13 protein-coding genes (1 of these 13 cut by a window edge) are annotated in these 15,058 nt (G+C 55.5%); 7 read left to right on the top strand and 6 right to left on the bottom strand.

Going from position 1 to position 15,058, the window contains the following annotated elements:
• Positions 1–608, top strand: partial view of a calcium-binding protein gene (locus ACP7AP_RS19805; RefSeq protein ID WP_426036953.1) — the 3' portion only. Its footprint begins 1,468 nt before the window's first position; 608 of the gene's 2,076 nt are visible here — the last part of the coding sequence; its start codon lies beyond the left edge, outside the window; the stop codon is at positions 606–608.
• Positions 609–696: 88 nt separating this feature from the next.
• Here ACP7AP_RS19805 and ACP7AP_RS19800 read toward each other — a convergent pair whose 3' ends face one another.
• Positions 697–1,935, bottom strand: coding sequence for a hypothetical protein (locus ACP7AP_RS19800; RefSeq protein WP_426036951.1), 1,239 nt, complete (start codon positions 1,933–1,935; stop codon positions 697–699).
• 95 nt (positions 1,936–2,030) lie between these two features.
• Positions 2,031–2,648 carry a polysaccharide biosynthesis/export family protein gene (locus ACP7AP_RS19795; protein ID WP_426036949.1) on the bottom strand — a complete coding sequence of 206 codons (618 nt, stop codon included), beginning with the start codon at positions 2,646–2,648 and terminating at the stop codon, positions 2,031–2,033.
• Between the two features lie 472 nt (positions 2,649–3,120).
• On the opposite strand from ACP7AP_RS19795, the gene ACP7AP_RS19790 reads away from it, so the two are divergent.
• Entirely contained in the window at positions 3,121–3,795 is a 675-nt protein-coding gene (locus tag ACP7AP_RS19790) for a VPLPA-CTERM sorting domain-containing protein (RefSeq protein ID WP_426036947.1), read from the top strand.
• A gap of 261 nt (positions 3,796–4,056) precedes the next feature.
• Here ACP7AP_RS19790 and ACP7AP_RS19785 read toward each other — a convergent pair whose 3' ends face one another.
• Positions 4,057–6,471 carry a tetratricopeptide repeat protein gene (locus ACP7AP_RS19785; RefSeq protein WP_426036945.1) on the bottom strand — a complete coding sequence of 805 codons (2,415 nt, stop codon included), beginning with the start codon at positions 6,469–6,471 and terminating at the stop codon, positions 4,057–4,059.
• Positions 6,472–6,573: 102 nt separating this feature from the next.
• The gene (locus tag ACP7AP_RS19780; RefSeq protein ID WP_426036943.1) at positions 6,574–7,284 is read right to left on the bottom strand and encodes a sugar transferase; all 711 of its coding nucleotides are present in this window, start codon (positions 7,282–7,284) and stop codon (positions 6,574–6,576) included.
• 502 nt (positions 7,285–7,786) lie between these two features.
• Here ACP7AP_RS19780 and ACP7AP_RS19775 point away from each other — a divergent pair.
• Genes ACP7AP_RS19775 through ACP7AP_RS19765 form a run of 3 tightly spaced genes read left to right on the top strand, consistent with a single transcriptional unit; the run spans position 7,787 to position 11,184 of the window.
• Positions 7,787–8,731, top strand: a complete 945-nt coding sequence (locus tag ACP7AP_RS19775; RefSeq protein ID WP_426036941.1) for an ExeA family protein — start codon at positions 7,787–7,789, stop codon at positions 8,729–8,731.
• A gap of 3 nt (positions 8,732–8,734) precedes the next feature.
• Positions 8,735–10,333, top strand: coding sequence for a GumC family protein (locus tag ACP7AP_RS19770; protein ID WP_426036939.1), 1,599 nt, complete (start codon positions 8,735–8,737; stop codon positions 10,331–10,333).
• A 14-nt stretch (positions 10,334–10,347) separates the two neighbouring features.
• Positions 10,348–11,184, top strand: coding sequence for a CpsD/CapB family tyrosine-protein kinase (locus tag ACP7AP_RS19765; RefSeq protein WP_426036937.1), 837 nt, complete (start codon positions 10,348–10,350; stop codon positions 11,182–11,184).
• Between the two features lie 212 nt (positions 11,185–11,396).
• Here the strand turns inward: ACP7AP_RS19765 and ACP7AP_RS19760 are convergent, their stop codons facing one another.
• Positions 11,397–11,951 (bottom strand): recombinase family protein, encoded by a 555-nt coding sequence (locus ACP7AP_RS19760; protein ID WP_426036935.1) that lies wholly within the window; start codon positions 11,949–11,951, stop codon positions 11,397–11,399.
• A gap of 166 nt (positions 11,952–12,117) precedes the next feature.
• Between ACP7AP_RS19760 and ACP7AP_RS19755 the strand changes: the two genes are divergently transcribed.
• Together ACP7AP_RS19755 and ACP7AP_RS19750 are read left to right on the top strand one after the other, a co-directional pair.
• Positions 12,118–12,714, top strand: a complete 597-nt coding sequence (locus tag ACP7AP_RS19755) for a ParA family protein (protein ID WP_426036934.1) — start codon at positions 12,118–12,120, stop codon at positions 12,712–12,714.
• A gap of 318 nt (positions 12,715–13,032) precedes the next feature.
• Complete coding sequence (locus ACP7AP_RS19750; protein ID WP_426036933.1) at positions 13,033–13,953, top strand: acyltransferase family protein; 921 nt, start codon at positions 13,033–13,035, stop codon at positions 13,951–13,953.
• 49 nt (positions 13,954–14,002) lie between these two features.
• Here the strand turns inward: ACP7AP_RS19750 and ACP7AP_RS19745 are convergent, their stop codons facing one another.
• The gene (locus ACP7AP_RS19745; RefSeq protein ID WP_426036932.1) at positions 14,003–14,287 is read right to left on the bottom strand and encodes a hypothetical protein; all 285 of its coding nucleotides are present in this window, start codon (positions 14,285–14,287) and stop codon (positions 14,003–14,005) included.
• Between the last annotated feature and the right edge of the window lie 771 nt (positions 14,288–15,058).

The following is a 15,058-nucleotide window of genomic DNA, read 5'->3' as shown; positions in this document are numbered from 1 at the left end:
GCGGGATTGGCAACGATTTGCTTGATGGCGGCGTGGGGGCAGATCGTGCCTACTTCACCGGTACGGCGGCGGTGACGGTCAACCTGTCTTCGACAGCGGCCCAAGTCACGGGCCAAGGAACCGATACGCTGCTGCGCATTGAACACCTCATTTCTGGTAGCGGCAGTGATCGGTTAACCGGCAACAGCCTAGCCAACAGTCTGATCGCAGGTCTTGGCAATGACACGCTTTACGGGGGGGCTGGCAACGACTCCCTTTACGGCGGCGATGGTAATGACTTTTTGTTTGGCGGGATTGGCAACGATGCTCTAAGCGGCGGTGCCGGCGCGGATGATTTCATTTTTGGCTCTGCGGCCGAGGCCGGGATCGGTGCCACGCGGGATAAGATTATCGATTTTCTGCACGGAACTGATGACATTGTGCTCACCGCCTTCATGAGCGGGGGACAGTTTATCGGCGGTGGCACTTTTACCGGAAGTGCGGATGATGTGCGCTATGTACAAGCGACGGGTATTCTCTCGGGCGATCTGAACGGTGACAAAGCGGCAGATTGGGAGAGCTTGATCGTCAACAAAGCCGTGCTCACAGCGGATGACTTTATCTTCTGATCGGGCAAAACTAAGCATGCGATGGTGGTCGCAGCCCTTTTGTGTGATCACCAGAACGGATATGCAAGTATTCGCAAGAGATATGTAATCAGTAGTTGCTCATGAACTTACGATTTAACTGCAGGTAGACGGTGTTGTTTTGGGCGCCGTCATCGGCGCTTTTGTCGCTAAGACGATAGATGTAGCCCAGATCAAGATTCCAGTCTTTGGTAATCGTTCGGCTCCAAACGGCGCCGAAGCTTGCATTGCTGCTGGTGTCGTTGTTGGCGGTGTAAACTTGCTGCGCCCAATCAAGATTAAACCGTAGGCTGTTCAAAGGGTCGAGATCATAGGCATAGCTGAGGGATACATCACTAAGCAGGATTTCTTCGTTATTCTCATTTTGTGATGTCACCTCTTGGCTCCACTCCGCCGAGAAGTTACCTGTGGGAAGATTTTGTTGCCATTGAAAGTCACTTGTCCAGTAAACCTTGCCCGTTGTGGCGCGGGTCAGCCCCGGGGTGAAGGACAAGCTGCCGTGGGGCAGAGCAATTTGATACTGCGCCGACACCCCTTGGAGTTGCCCGGTTTCAGTGTTGTCAACGAATAAATTGGCCGATAACGCATCGCCATTTGCGCGCCGGACCACCAGCCCGGCGTTTCCACCGATCTTAAGATCGCCAGAGCTGGCACCCTCTTCCTTAAAATCTGAACGATCTACCCCCAGCGTAAGCAGGGTTGTTGGTGAGAGTGCAAGGCTTGCATTGGCACCAATCTTAAAGCGTTGCGCATCAATCAGCCCTGGGTCGCTGGTGCCGCTGTAGTCGATCGCCTCGTAGGCGGCAGACAGACCATAACCGAAGGGCGAATCCTTGCCCCAACCGATAGCTGAGCCGATCAGATAGTTGCCGCGCTTGCCGGAGCCGGTATCAAAATCTGTCACTGACTGGTTCTGATTCAACGTGGTCTGCCGCAGCGACGCATTGAAATCAAAAACACTGAAGGCTGACAAGGTCTGGTATCTGATGCCCAAGAAGGGGTTGTTCAAGCCAGTGGGGGTCGTGCTTTCGGGCGAGGCCGCCGCGAACCGCAATTCCAGATTGGCGTCAACCTGAAATGAAGAGCTGCCAGTATCCGTCGTTAAGCCAAAATTCAGATAGGTGATGGCTTCGGTGGTAGAGCCAAGGCTGGTTGGGGTCAGCTCACTATTATTACTGTATTGCAGCCGCTGGCCGACGCCAAAGGTCAGAAAGCGGCCTTTAGTGCCCGCCTCTTGCGCATCGACCGGCATGCTTACCAACAGACTGCCGCATAGCAAGACTGCAAAGGACGTTGCATTTTCCTTCAAGCAGACTGCCACTGGGTTTCTTCCTCTAAACTGTAGATAGGCACTTCGGATCAAGGTAATAGTCGGGCTAGGATCTGGCCTCACCACAGAAAGAACTACTCGAACAGCCTGCGCGTCGGCACAATGATCACGTCACCATCGGCCAAGGTCGCGGCCAATGCGGTGCTTTGGCCGTTTTCGAGAGCCTTGTAATTGAAATTATAGGTTTTTTCGACCCCGGTTTTCTTATCGATCCGCCGCAACTGGATGCGTTTGGTTGCCGCAAAATCAGAAAAACCGCCCATCTGCGCAATGATTTGCAGCATCGTGGTGCCCGGCACCACCGCAATCTTGCCGGGGCTACCCACCTGCCCCATGACATACACGTCGATCGTGGGGGTACTTTTTGCGGCCCCCCCCGCGCCGGTGGGGCGAGGTGCTGCAAGTTGTTGCAACGAAACATAGACATTTGGCGGCGCCGCGAAATTGCTTGCCAGACGGCCTGCGATGTCGCTTTGTACCGCTTCGACCGACTGACCCGCTACGTTGATTGCACCGGCCAGCGGCATGGTGATTCGGCCATCCGGCGCGACCAGAGCAGAGCGGTTCATCCCCGGATCTTCCAGCACTTCGATTTGGAGAACATCGCCTGGATGGATGAGGTAACCCTCCTGCGCCAAAACTGGCGCGCTCACCAGCATGAACCCGATAAGGAGGGCAATCAGCGTTTTCATGTCCGAAGCCTTTGTGAAGGAGTAAATTGCCCTGATTTCTGAATCATATCCAGTATTTGGTCAATGCGAAACCGTGGCGCAAAACTTCCCTCACCGCCGTGCCGCATCGGCAACAAAAGGTTCATGGATAAATGACAATGTCCGCTTTTGCTGCGAATCACTACTGCGCAAAACCGCAGTGTGATTTAGGGAAGTGTTTCCATATCAGCAACAAAGGTGGGATCTTGGTGACGAACGGTATGCAATGAATAGCGCTCAGATTGCTGATCTCGTAAGAAAAACAATCCTGGATTGCAAACGCTAAGCTACGCCAAACAATAGATGGTTTTCTCTGTTTTCGCCTAAATATTGTGGTAATTTCAAGGCAGACTTGTGTCGCGCTTGGAGTGGTTCCATTCCGCGGCAGCGGGTGGCTTGTCTGGATATTTTTATGTCCATACGGTCTTTATGAGTAATCAAGGAGGGATACATCTTGAATAAATTGACATTGGGCGCTGCCATTGCTGCTGCAGCGCTTGCAGTTGCACCATTCGCCAGCGCTGCGACTATCGTGCAGAACGGAAGCTTCGAAGTAGACCCGGGCGTTGCGGGTGATCGCGGCTTGACCTACACAGACATCGCCGCTGGTACCGGTGGCGGGTGGGACATTTATGACTCGCTGCCAAGCTGGGCTGCCGACACCGACGGCGTCGAAGTGCAAACCAAGCACACGATCCCGTTGACCCCGTTTGACGGTGACTATTACGTCGAACTTGATACCACTAAAAATAGTGGGATCAGCCAGACGATCACGCTCGGAATCGGGAAATACCTGATGTCGTTTGCGTACAGCCCCCGTATGGTAAGCAAAACGACGAACGCTATTTCTTATGGCATCGACAACTTGTTCGCCGATGTCGCCAATGGACCTGGTGGCGTGCTCGGCACGGTGGTGGGTCAGTGGACTGTCATTACGCAAGAGTTCGTTGTCACGACTGCCGGTGAGTACAGCATGTTCTTTGATGCTGCCAGCAAGTCCGACAGCCTCGGCGGCTTCGTTGATAACGTCCAAGTTGCCGCTGTTCCTGTTCCGGCAGCTGGCTTCCTGCTGTTCGGCGCACTGGGTGGCCTTGCTGCTCTGCGTCGTCGCAAATCGGCAGCGGTCTGATCGACAGCGTCTAGATTTTATACGTGAAGGGCCGGGAAATCCCCGGCCCTTTCTTTTTGGGTGTAGAACCCCCGCACGTCAGGCCTAAAGCTGCAATTTTGGAGAAGGGGCATCATTTAGCTGCGCCATCCGGATATCTTCGGCTACCTGCGCAGGCGAGGATAAATCTTAACAATCCTTACACCGCACCTGCAACTGCTTGATTTCTTGGATACCGGACCCCGCGCCTCGCGTGGGCACCGACAATCCCAACTGTTGCTCTTAGGGCTTGGGGGCCGCACCCAGTTTTGCCAACGCTTCCCGCGCGGTCTGAAACTGCGGCAATTTGCTATCGCCAGCAATCTCCAGGGCGCGGGTCAGAGCGGTGCGCGCCTCCTCCGCCCGGTTCAGCCCGGCGTAGGTCATCCCAAGGTGGAACTGCGTCAAGGGATCGTCAGGCAGACCTTTTGCCGCCGGTTCTAAATAGGTCAATGCCTCGTCCAGATTATCGCGACGATACTGAATCCAACCGTAGGTGTCCTGAAGCGCTGGTACATCCGATCCACGCAGTCGGCGGGCAATGGCAAAGGCCCGCTCAAGATTTTTAGGGTCATTGCGGTAGGTGGTAATCAGGCTCGCAAGGTTGTTTGCTATGACAACGCTACCGCTGTCTTGAGCGTAGAGGGCTTCATAGATCACAATGGCACCATCAATGTCACCCGCCCCCTCCAGCACCCCAGCTTTCATAAATCTGAGGGCGGTTGAGTCAGGCTTAGTAGCCAAAGCGCTGTCCAGAAGCCGGTTGGCGTCATCAGGACGACCGGTACTGATCAGCAGACTGTAAAGTAGGCGAACGGGGGCTTCCGCCGCAGCGTCAGCCGCGATCAGGGCGCGCAGGGTTTCCCCCGCCTTGCCGATATCGCCCGACATAGCATAAAGGCTCGCACTCATCATTTGGAGCTGCTTGTCTGCAGGAGCCTTGGCAATGGCTGCACCAAGAATTGTGCGCGCCTCAGCCATTTTGCCGCCTCGCACCTGAGTTTCGAGCATCAGGGCCAGAGCTCGGTTGTCGCCGCCCGCCGCCTGATCGATCTGCCCTTGCAAGAAGGTCATACTTTCTTCGGTGCGGTTCTGGGCCACGAGAATGGCAGCTTGCAGTGCATTGGCTGCAGCTTCCGCCTCCGGAGTCGCGATCTGTTGCAGTGCAGTCTGAATTTCATTGACGCTTGTGAAGGCCTGTGTGGCCAACTTCAGATTGGCCAGTTGCAACAGTATACCCACATGCGTGGGATTGGCTTTGCGCGCATCAGTCAGCACGGATTCGGCGACTTGACCGCGCCCTTGTTGTTGTAAGAAAGCGGCATAGCGCAGCGATGGCTCTGCCCCAGCGTTCGACGCTTCGACCGCCCCCGCCAGTTGCTCGCCCGCCAGATCCAAGTTGCCATCCCGCTCATAGGCTTCAGCCATTAAAGTCATCGTCGCTACATCGCGTGGGTTTTGACTAAGCGCCGTCCGCAAATCGATAATCGCTTCGCCAGGCTTATCTTCCTGGATAAGCCAAGCCGCCCGCAGTTTCAGTGCATCGGCATTGGTCGCATCTTCGGCAATCACCTCTTCAACACGGGCGCGCGCACCGACCTGATTGCCGGTTGCCAGCAGCATTTGCGCCAGCATGATCTTGATGCGGCGGGTCTGATCGGATGGCTCGGCGCTTTGCAGCACCGCTTCTACCGAAGCAATAGAGCCGTCCTTATCCCCACCGTCAAAAACAATTGCCGCCCGCAAAGCTTTGTAAAGATTGGCACTGGGCTGGCCCTGATTAGCAGCAATCAGACGATCCAGTTCTGCCATTGCGGCATCGGGACCCTTGGCCACCTGCATAAGTTGCACGACGGCCGCATGCCCCTCGGGCGGTGAGGTGTCGTCACCGGCCACTTCGCGCAAAAAGGTTTCGGCACCCGCAAAGTCTTTCTGACTCATATAGAGTGCGATCAGAGCGCGGCGTACCTCGAGATTGTCCGGAAACAGTTTGACCATCTTTTTCAGATGCACTGCGGTGCCGGCCATATCTTTTTGCTTGGCTAAAAGTTGCAGCTTCATCGAATGCAGTTCAAGGGCCAAGGGCTCTTTTGCCAGTGCCGCATCGATTTCGGGCATTGCGTCTTGCGGCACAGGTCCGTTGATCAGAAAGTCAATAATGACACGGCGAACCACAGGATTTTCGGGCAAATCCACCTGCACGGCGCGCGCCGCTTTGGCGGCTTTTGCTTTGGCGGTTTCATCTTTGTCGAGCGAAGCCTTACGGTAGTCCATTGCCGCTTGCAAAGCGCGGCTGCGGGGCTGCTCTGGGGCAAGTCTTATGGCCTCACCTCCATGGCGTTCGAACTCTGCCCAATCGCCGCGCGTCATTGCTATTTCGGCAAGTGTTTGTCGGACGTCAACCGTATCTGGATATTGTTCGATCAGCCGCAAATACTGACCATAAGCTTCACCTACTTCGCCACGTGCCAGTTGTGTATCTGCATAGAGCTTGCGAGCTTCCTGATGAAAGCCATCGTATTGAAAGACGTTGCGCAACTCGACCAAAGCCCCGTCGACATTTCCCGCATCCAACAATTGCAAGGCCGACTGATAATAGTCCTCCGCCTTTTCCTCGGACGTCTTGCAGCCCGCGAGAGACAGCACGGCGATCAGCATCAAGGCTGGCAGAGTATGACGAAATTTTTGTGACATAGATTTAAGCACTACCTGCTTTGAAGGGGGGGCTGCTAAAGAAGATCCGAACCCAATACTTGGTTCTCAATGCCCTGTAGCATTCAACACGACCACCACCGTGGCCAGTAGCAACTTTGTGTCCATGGCAAAAGATAGATCTTGGCTGTACTGATCGTCAAAGATCGCACGATCGGCAAAGGTGCTCTGGTTTCTTTGTGATACTTGCCAGTTTCCAGTGATGCCCGGGCGTAGATAAAAATAGGATTTCCCGGGGTAGATCGCTTGCTGATCCGGCATCATCGGCCGCGGGCCGACAAGGCTCATATCACCAATCAATACATTCCAGAGTTGCGGCAACTCGTCCAAGGAAGACTTGCGCAAAAATCGGCCAATACGCGTGATTCGAGGGTCAGATTTCAATTTTTGGGTGATGTCCCATTCGGCCCGTGCGGCAGGATCACTGTCAAGATGCGCCTCTAATTTGGCGTCAGCGCCCAGTATCATCGAACGCAGCTTCCACATTGTATAGAGGTGACCGTTCTTCCCGACGCGTAGCTGCGAATAGAAGGATGGACCACCGTCGCACTTTACTAGGATCGCAAGCAGCAGGATGATCGGAATAACAACAGGTAAAGCCAGCAAAATCAGCGTGATGTCAAACACGCGCTTTGCACCGTTGGAATATATACCGTCACGGGGCTTCACAGCAAGTGACGCATGTTTTGCAATCACCGCCGGTTGAACAGCTTCAGAGCCCTTAGCCTTCTGAGCCTGCGTACTGAAATATGCTGTCATTTCTGAACTTCCCACATAACTAAGTAAGCCACACGTTTACAAAAACTAAGCAAGGTTCCAAGACCCTCTCAGCTAGAATTGCCAGCCTGATTCCAGTAACGCCTGCGATTTTTTAACACTTTTCTGCCACATTTTGCAACAAAAATTCACCCTGCTATGCGCTGCAAGTTGTCTTTGAGCACCGTTGAGAAACAGAACTTCCCTATCTTAAAGAGTGTTTCTGTTGTGATGACATTCTAAAAAGAATTGCGCAACTTAAAAAGGTAATTATTAAATAGATACAACTTAGGAGTGTATATTATTGTGATGCTATCGGATGGCCCTCTCTTCTGAATGCTTGTTTGACAGGGATTTTTCTTATATCGCTGCGTCAGCACAGGACAGCATGGGCTTTGCAAGGGCAGGTTGCAGACAATGGCTTTTGTCTGCTCAATTCGCCACTGGGCAGGCGGCTCCTGCGGGTTGAGGTTTAGGGTTGAATATGCCGGCGAAGCTATGGCCCATGGGGCGTGTGAAAAAAATCCTCCCCGCTTCGGAACCAACCGTTGCCGGAACAAGCAGGGCAAGTTCTCTTGACCTTTACAATGCCCATTTTGGCCTAACGATGCGACCTTTCTCGCTGGTGCCCGATCCGGATTTTCTGTTCTGGTCGCCCTCGCACGCCCGCGCCTTCACTATGTTGGAATATGGCATCCTTACATGTGCGCCAATCACGCTGATCACTGGCGAGGTTGGTGCAGGCAAAACCACCCTACTGCATTATCTACTGCGCTCGGTCGGGCCGGATGTGCGGATCGGGTTGATTGCCAACGCACATGGTGATCGTGGCGAATTGCTGCGTTGGGTGCTGCTTGCCCTGTCGCAGCCGACCGACCCGAATGCCAATTATGTGGATCTGTTCGGGCAGTTTCAATCCTATCTGATTTCAGAATATGCCGCCGGGCGGCGGGTCGTGCTGATCTTTGATGAAGCCCAGAACTTGTCACGCGAGTCTCTGGAAGAGTTGCGGATGTTCACCAACATCAACACCGGTAAGGATGAGTTGTTGCAATTGGTGTTGGTGGGTCAGCCAGAGTTGCGCGAGATTATTCATCGTCCGGATCTGACGCAGTTCGCACAACGTGTTGCCGCCAGTTTTCATCTGTCAGCCATGGATCGGCAGGGAGTGAACGGTTATATCCAGCATCGGTTGATGCTTGCAGGCGCGCAATACAAGATCTTCAGCCCGTCAGCGACTGCTGCAATTTTTAACGCGACGCGCGGTGTACCGCGCCTTGTTAATCAATTGTGTGATCTTGCCTTGGTCTATACCTTCACAAAGGATCAACACCGGGTGCAGCGTCTGACTGTACAAAAAGTCTTGGATGACGGCATATTTTTTGCGGGTGGCATCATCAATAGCACCGAACCATCGTTTTCAACCACCCAGACCGGAAAGCCTGAATAAACTATGGATTTGAAATTCTATTTTTCTCGGTTCCTGAGGCGGATCCACTATGTTTTGATCATTTTTGCGCTTGGCTCCGCAATTGGCTTGACGCTCGCGCGGATGCTGCCGCCAGTTTATGTGGCCTCCGCACTGCTGGTGGTGGAAAACGAACAGATCCCAGATGCGCTGGCGGCGTCGACAGTGCAGACCGAGATTACAGTACAACTGCAGATCATCCAACAGCGCATCCTGACACGCGCCAACCTTCTGGACATGGCCAATCGGCTGCAGATCTATGCGCCGGCGCCAGGTCAGCCTGCGCCGCGCATGGAGGCTGATGATGTGGTCAAGAATTTACGAGAACGTATCTCCATCGTGATAACAGGAGGCGCAAGTGTCGCACGTGGGCCTCAACAGGCGGTGCTGGTGAATGTCGGCTTTGAATCGCCCAGCCCAGTCCTTTCTGCTGCGGTGGCCAATGAAGTAGTCACGCTAATCCTGAAGGAAAACGTGTCAATGCGCACCAACGTAGCGCGGCAGACGCTGGATTTCTTCGTGCAGGAGGTGGCCCGGCTCGATCAGGAGTTAACGACGCAGGGTGCTGCCATCCTGGAGTTCAAGGAAAAAAACCAGAATGCTTTACCCGATAGTCTCGATTTCCGCCGTAGTCAGCAGGCAGCAGCGCAGGAACGCCTTTTGCAGATGAGCCGGGATGAAGCCGAATTGAACGCGCGGCGCGATCAATTGGTCCGGATGCATAATGCCGGGAGCGATAATCTTTTATTGGACGCCCCAAAGACCCCCGAAGCAAAACAGCTGCAGGCGCTACGGGATGCCTTGGCCTCGGCTCTCATTGTGATGTCCTCAGAAAACCCCAAGGTCAAAATGCTGCAAGCCCAAGTGGCGGCGGCCGAAAAGGTTGTTGCGGTGCAGGCAGCGGGCGGTAGCACCGCCGCAGGGGAGCAACAATTATCCGCCTATGACATCCAGACGGCTGATCTGGAAAGCCAGCTGGCCTCTATCAGCGCGCAGAAGGCACAGGTCACCGCTGAGATGGAGACCATCGGCACATCGATCGCCGAGACACCCGCCAATGCAAACGCGCTGGATGTGATTGAGCGCGACTATGCCAACACGCGCGAGCAATACAATCAGGCGGTGGCCAACCGGGCGCGGGCGGAAACCGGCGATACGATCGAAGCCATGGCCAAGGGGCAGCGTATTTCGGTTATCGAACAAGCCGTCGCCCCGAGCGAACCCTCGCGTCCGAACCGGCTTCTGATTGGTGCGGCTGGCGTAGGCGGCGGCCTTACCTTGGGCATTGGCTTGGCGTTGTTGCTTGAGATGATGAATAAGGCCATTCGCCGCCCGGCCGATCTGACGGCAGGGCTAGGTATCACGCCTTTCGCAACGCTGCCCTATCTGCGTAGCTCAAGACAAGCCCGCCGTCGGCGGTTGATTCTGTTCGTGATCTTTGCGCTGGTGCTGGTTGCGATCCCGGCGCTATTGTTTGCCGTGGATCAATTTGTTATGCCGCTCGACCTGCTGTTGAACAGGGTCTTGAGCAATCTAGGTCTTGCGGCGCTGATTGCCGACGCCCAGCTGTTCGTCTTGGTATAGAAAAGAGAACGCCCATGGAAAAAATCCAGGCCGCCATTGCCAAGGCCCGTGCCACCCGCGACGCACAAACCGGATTGCCGACACCCTTGGCGACACCTGCAGCCGTGCTGCCAGAGGAATTGGCCGCCACTGCCGCGCAGGATATCGCGGCAGCCTGGGCAGCTCTGCCCGGTTTTACCCCCGACCCGCTGCGTCTGCGCGAACATCATGTGGTCACTCTCTCTGTGGGTTCGGAGTCTGCCCCCTTTGACGGCATGCGCACCCGGGCGCTGCAACAGATGCGCACCAACGGCTGGCGAAAGCTCGCCATCACCTCACCGGGGCCTGGCTGTGGCAAAAGCACCGTTGCGCTGAACCTTGCCTTCAGCCTCGCCCGACAGCCGGATTTGCGAGTGATCTTGCTGGAACTTGACCTGCGTCGCCCGACACTGGCGCGCACATTGGGTCTGCACCCCGATGCAAGCCTAGCCGAGGTTCTAAAGGGCAACGAAGCCTTGGAGGCGGCGATGCGGCGGTATGGCAACAATCTCGCCATCGCGGTCAATCTGGCACCGGCCCGCGCTGCAGCTGAGTTGTTGAGCGGGCCCGTCGCACCAAGTATTCTCGATGCTATGATGGCCCGCTACGCCCCGGATGTGGTGATTTTTGATATGCCGCCGATGCTGGCCACCGATGACACCATTGCCTTTCTGCCGCGCGTAGACTGTGCGCTTCTGGTCGCGGCTGCTGAAACTACTGCGGTAAAAGAGATCGATAATTGTGAGCGCGAGATTGCGGCACAGACCAATGTGATGGGGATAGTGCTAAACAAATGCCGCTATATGGAAGCGGATTATGGTTATGGCTATTGAAGCCATTTGCGTTCCGTCTGATCTGACGGCAATCGCCGTCAGCGCCGCTCTGATCCTGATCGCGGTGTCCATCGCCGGCGGCACTGCGCGCTCTAAAGCTGGCGGTTCTTGCTCATGCCCCTTGGGCCTCGATCTCGTTTTCCCGTGTCATGACATTGCACACTGTCGTGGCATACCACAGGCCGCCCCGCGCCGTCTCAGGCCCCGCGTGTTCAGCTCGTCCGCGATCTGGCGAATGACCGGCAAGACATTTGCCGCATGCTGACGGCCTTCCTTGCGTTGCGCTCTGCCCCCTTGCGGGCCGCGTGGCGCTGTTCCCCTGCCCTTCCCGGCATGGACCAGCCCAAGGCCACACCACGGGCCTTAGCCGCCGCCAGCGCCGCGCGGCGGGTACGGTCTGAAATGGCTTGGGCTTCATGCTCTGCGACCGCCGTCATGACGTGTAGCAGGACGCGGTTTGCCTCTGGCATATCCGCCGCTGCGATCTCTACCCCTGCTTCTAGCAGGTTGGCAATGAAGGCTACGTTGCGAGCGAGGCGGTCCAGTTTGGCGATCAGAAGAACTGCGCCAATCCGTTTTGCCACTGCCAAGGCGCGGGCAAGCTGGGGACGGTCATTCTTCTTGCCGCTTTCGATCTCGACATATTCCGCTGCGATCTCGCCCTTGCCTGCAACGTGATCCGCCACCGCCTTGCGTTGCGATTCCAGACCAAGCCCGCTCTTGCCCGGGCAATCTGTGCTGACCCGCAGATAGGTGACGTAGTGCATGGCGCGATCCCCCGAACCTTAACATTTCTCAACAGATGTAAGGTTTTGTCAGGCGTATAAATACCTTAAGTCCGTTGTGTCTTTATAAACCTATGCGTATTTCCGCAAGTGCGGATGTGTGAACTTATGCGTTTGCGACTTTGCGGAACTGCGGTAACGTCTTCCCATGAAAACGATAGTCATAGCCGCCCAGAAAGGCGGGGCCGGGAAAACCACCCTCGCCCGCAACCTTGCCGTTGCCGCCTCGCAGGATGGCCGCGACGTCCTTTGCCTCGATCTCGACCCGCAAGGCTCACTGCGCGCCTGGTGGGAAGGCCGGGATGCTGACGCGCCTTCAACGCTGGACCGTGACCCCGCGCCGGATGTTCTCAGGGCCACCCTGAACGCGGCACAGGCGCAATTCGATCTGTGCATCATCGACACCCCGCCAGCCGCGCCGGAATGGCTGACCGAGGCGCTAGGGGCCGCCGATCTGGTATTGATCCCGGTTCGCCCCTCGCCCGACGATCTGCGCGCCGTTGGGGCGACGATTGCCGCCGTGAACGCCGCCCGCGTTCCGTTTGCCTTTGCCCTGTCACAGCCCCCCCCCGCGCCAAAATCACCGACGAAGCCGCCCGCGCCTTGGCGCAACATGGCCGTGTCGCGCCGGTCAATATCGCGCAACGGGTCAGCTATGCGGAAACCGGGGCAACGGGGCAGGGTGTCACCGAAACAACCGACGACAAGGCAGGGGCCGAGATTGCCGCTATCTGGGACTATGTGAAGGGAATACTTGATGGTTAGGAAATCGCTGTCGCTTGACGGGATGCTCAACACACAGACCCGCCCGATAGATACCGGCATACCGCAGCGCGGGGCAGGGCTTCCGCCGCCCAGCAAGGCCGCAGCGAAAGCACCTAAAAAAGCGGGAAGGGGAAAAGCGGCTGACGCTCGCCCTCGATGGCGACACCTATCGCCGCCTGCGGATGCATGCCGCCGAAACCGATCAGACACACTAGGACATTCTGGAAGCCGCCCTCGCGGAATACCTTAATCGCGCAAATGCGTAATTACGTAAAAACATATTTGCGGAAGTAATATTATGAACCTTGAAAGGCGAGGGACGAAGAGAAACGCGGCCCTAGATTACGCCCGCCTGATCGCGGCGATTGGCATCATTGTCTTTCATGTAGGTGCCCCGGGTGCTGCCGTTGGCTATGCTGCGCTGCCATTTTTTCTGATGCTGCTCTTGATCCTCGCATTTCCAGCGGCCCTGCGTCAGGACTTTGCCTCCTATGCACGATCCCGTGCATCACGGCTTATATGGCCTTGGCTGACATGGAGTCTTGTCTACGGAGCGCTGAAGGCAGCGGAAGTCATCCTAGGAGGAAAAACTGTCAGCTCCGAATTTATGCCTTGGATGCTGTTGACAGGACCAGCACTGCATTTGTGGTTCCTACCCTTTGCCTTCATCGCATGTATCGCGATGTGGCCCCTCGCACGTAGGTTCCAATCTCTCCAAATCCTAGGACGAATAGTCTGTACCGTGCTCGGCCTCTCACTCAGTGTTTCAATTCTCATGGCGACCCAAGATCGCGTCGCCCCCCCCCTCGCTCAATGGCTGTATGCTCTCCCTGCAGTCTTCATTGGGTATGTTTTTGCTCTTCTTGCAAACGTGCAGAGGCCCGTTCTGTCAACGTCACTGGCGCTTAGCTGCCTGTGTTGTCTTCTCTTGTTCCTGGATTGGCCCAAAGGTGCGATGCAGCTTTTCTTGGCAAGCGGGGCCTTTATGATTTGCCTCCTTCTACCCCTTCCTGATAACGCCACCGCTAACAGAATGGCCAGTCTTTCTCTGACGCTTTATCTTGCTCACCCCATGATCATCTCCGGGCTGCTCCGAGTCACGTCGATCCCGGAGAAAAGTACATCCATGGCGTTTGCCGCTGTCATCGGAACGATGCTGTTTGCCTTGGTACTTCAAAGGATACCCTTGGCGACCAACGCACGGGCCGGTTCGGGGTGATCCGGAAATATTTGTAGACATGCCGCATTCCCTGCCAACTTTACACCATTCAAAACCCCCCCTTTTTCAGCATCGGGCCGAAGCGGGCTATGAAGGACAGGTTCACCGCATGTTCGAACGTGTCGTGTTCGTCGCAGAGGCGCTCATAGGTGCGCCAGTGCATGCCCTTGGGTTGTGCCCCACCCTGACCCTTCCATAACGCCACTAGGCCAGCCCATGCGGTCACGGATGCGATGCGCCCGTCTTGCCGCCGATCCCCGGCGTCTTCACGCTGCGAGGGATAAGCGAGCTGATAGCACTTGCGGCAAGCGAAGATGCCCCCGCCATAGATCACCGCAACACGCTGACCGCACCCACGGGCAGGGCAAAGGAACCAGTGCCGTTCGCCGCCTATGTGAAAAGGTGTTGTCGTCAGCGAAGTCAGAGTGGTGTTCCAATGTCGCCAAGCATGCTAATGTCTGACATGGATGCCTTCCCTCATCCTGGTTCCAACAGGACCACTTTGGCACATTCGGTGTCAACTAAACTTACCCTTAAGTTGTCGTTTTCCAAAACAACACCCTAACGCAAGGGCAAAACGACAACTTAAGGTAAAGCAGAATGTAACATAGCGCCCAAACCGTCAGCATATTCCCTAACGCCAAACAGCCACAAACCAACAAATTATTCAATAAAATCAATAAATCTGCTTTACATAACGCACCACAAATTTCACATAATCGACCAAAACCCGTTTTTTCGGAAAAATGACAACATAACGTGGAGTTTGCGTCAAACAGCTGCACCGCCCACTCCGTCGCATTTAACCTTTTTCAATGGTTCAAGGCCGCAAGCAAGCAAGCCTGTGCACTTGCAAATCACGTATCTCGATAAAGAGGTGGAAATAAATCCCGCCAGCGTTTCGTCATCTCCGTCCGCCGGTTCCTTACTCCACCGCAAGGTGCCAGTCGCATGTCGCTGGTGTCGTCACCTGAGCACTGGTGAAGCACTAGAGCAAGTCGCCGTTCATATGATTCAGGCTTCCCATCTTGGACGGTTTCTGATTCCCTGATCTTTCCAGATATAGGGGATCGAGATGGGCAAATCACATCCTATGGAGCTTCGC

This window comes from Cypionkella sp. TWP1-2-1b2, from assembly GCF_049896245.1.
GTDB lineage: Bacteria > Pseudomonadota > Alphaproteobacteria > Rhodobacterales > Rhodobacteraceae > Cypionkella.
Note: the sequence above shows the minus strand (reverse complement) of the source record. Positions and strands in the feature narration are given on the sequence as shown.